Source organism: Verrucomicrobiia bacterium (assembly GCA_035460805.1).
Classification (GTDB): domain Bacteria; phylum Patescibacteriota; class UBA1384; order CAILIB01; family CAILIB01; genus DATHWI01.
Window position 1 is genome coordinate 1 of the sequence record DATHWI010000126.1, and the last position, 1,544, is coordinate 1,544.

Sequence of the window (1,544 nt, forward strand, 5' to 3'; positions counted from 1 at the left end):
CCGGGGTGGCGGCTCGTGCCTCGCCTGACCCTAGGCTCTTTTCTCAGACGCCGTTGGCGTCAATGCAGCAACAGATGATTAACAGACCATACCTGCAAAGCGTGACTGATCATTAGCCTGACGCGTAGGCGCATTGCAGGACTGGCATTGGAAGACGTGGGTGACGCGCAGTCAGGCTAATGCCCTGACACTCCTCTGCCGGACCACAGAAAAAGGGAAATGAAGATCACCTTTCAAACATGCCTAATCACTTTCCCCGTGCCTTCATCCTACACTCTACCAAATCTCTTTCTTCGAACGATCAGCAGCACCCCTGCAATACCCACCAGCAAAACCCCGCTGGGTTCAGGCACTGGCGCGAAAGTCAGCGCCTGAAATCCCACATTGTAGTTGAACCCCCCGTCGTTGCGCAATCCACTGAGCGCAGCGGAAGTAGTGCCGGTGTAGACAAAGAACATTTCCGCGGACAGGTCCGTGCCAAGATTCCGTGATTGGTAAACATCCAGTGGGTTGACAGTTCCCTCGACCAGGAAAAATTTCTGCCACTGAGAAGTGGGGGGCCCTCCGGTGGATGTGAATCCACTTACAACGCCTGGTCTGATCGACAAGCCTCCTGAGGTGAGCGCCCAGTCAGAATCTGTAGGCACGGCGCTGGTTTCGAAAGAGAAATTGTAATTGGCATCATACTGTCCCGCCGCTGCTTCCTGGCGATTAAGGTTCAGTCCGTAACTGGGCCGGTTGATCAAATCGGCGAGTTGAAGCGCTGTCGTCCCAGGAGAAATGACGATTCCCAAATAGGCCCCGTTGTTACTCTCCGGCGTCAAAGAGTAGTCTACTGCGGACACATCTGCATAACTGAGTGGCGTTCCCGAAGTTTGTATGGCACCCAGGGAGAAGCTGACAGTGAAGGAACTGCCAAAGGGACTGTCAGCAGGGGAACCGACCAAATCATACTGAATGGTCGCCGTACGGGTCGTCGCCAGACTGGTAAAATCCGATGCCGCGTAGTTGGGAACATAGGTGACCTGCGCTTGCACCTGCAAGGAAGACACCGCCAGGAGAAGTACGAGAAGGAGACTTCCCGCGAACAGACTGCTTTTGTACATAAAGATGAAGATGAGCCGTTATGACAACTCTAATATTCCTCCCATGAAATAGAACTCAACTATGGTGCCACGAATCCGGCTAGAAATAAGGACAATTGTCACAATTGGATCGACGAACAGCACGTAGGTGAGCCCAAACTGTGCAAATAGGGCTACCTTATGGTATGATGGAAAAGCTCATGGTGGTCGACTGGAAGAGCCAGCCATCTTCGTAGCGCACTCCTACGGCCCCCCGTGCGTGACCTCCTCCTCCAGCCTCCCATCGCAGGATTCGTGGTTCATCGTTTCGCCATGATGGATCTGCCGGGGGCTACAGCGTAGCGTGGATTGGAGCGCAGGCCCTTACACCTATGAACCTGCAAGGCTCTTTGACGTGGGCGCATTGCATGTTCGGAGGTCAAAGGAAGCGTCATCGGCATCCACACCTGAACTATAGGA

Annotated in this window: 1 protein-coding gene; it reads right to left on the reverse strand. The window is 53.8% G+C overall.

What is annotated here, in order from left to right:
• Positions 1–269: 269 nt before the first annotated feature.
• Positions 270–1,106: a PEP-CTERM sorting domain-containing protein gene (locus tag VLA04_05520; protein ID HSI21126.1), complete on the reverse strand. Its 837-nt coding sequence runs from the start codon at positions 1,104–1,106 to the stop codon at positions 270–272.
• Positions 1,107–1,544: the final 438 nt, after the last annotated feature.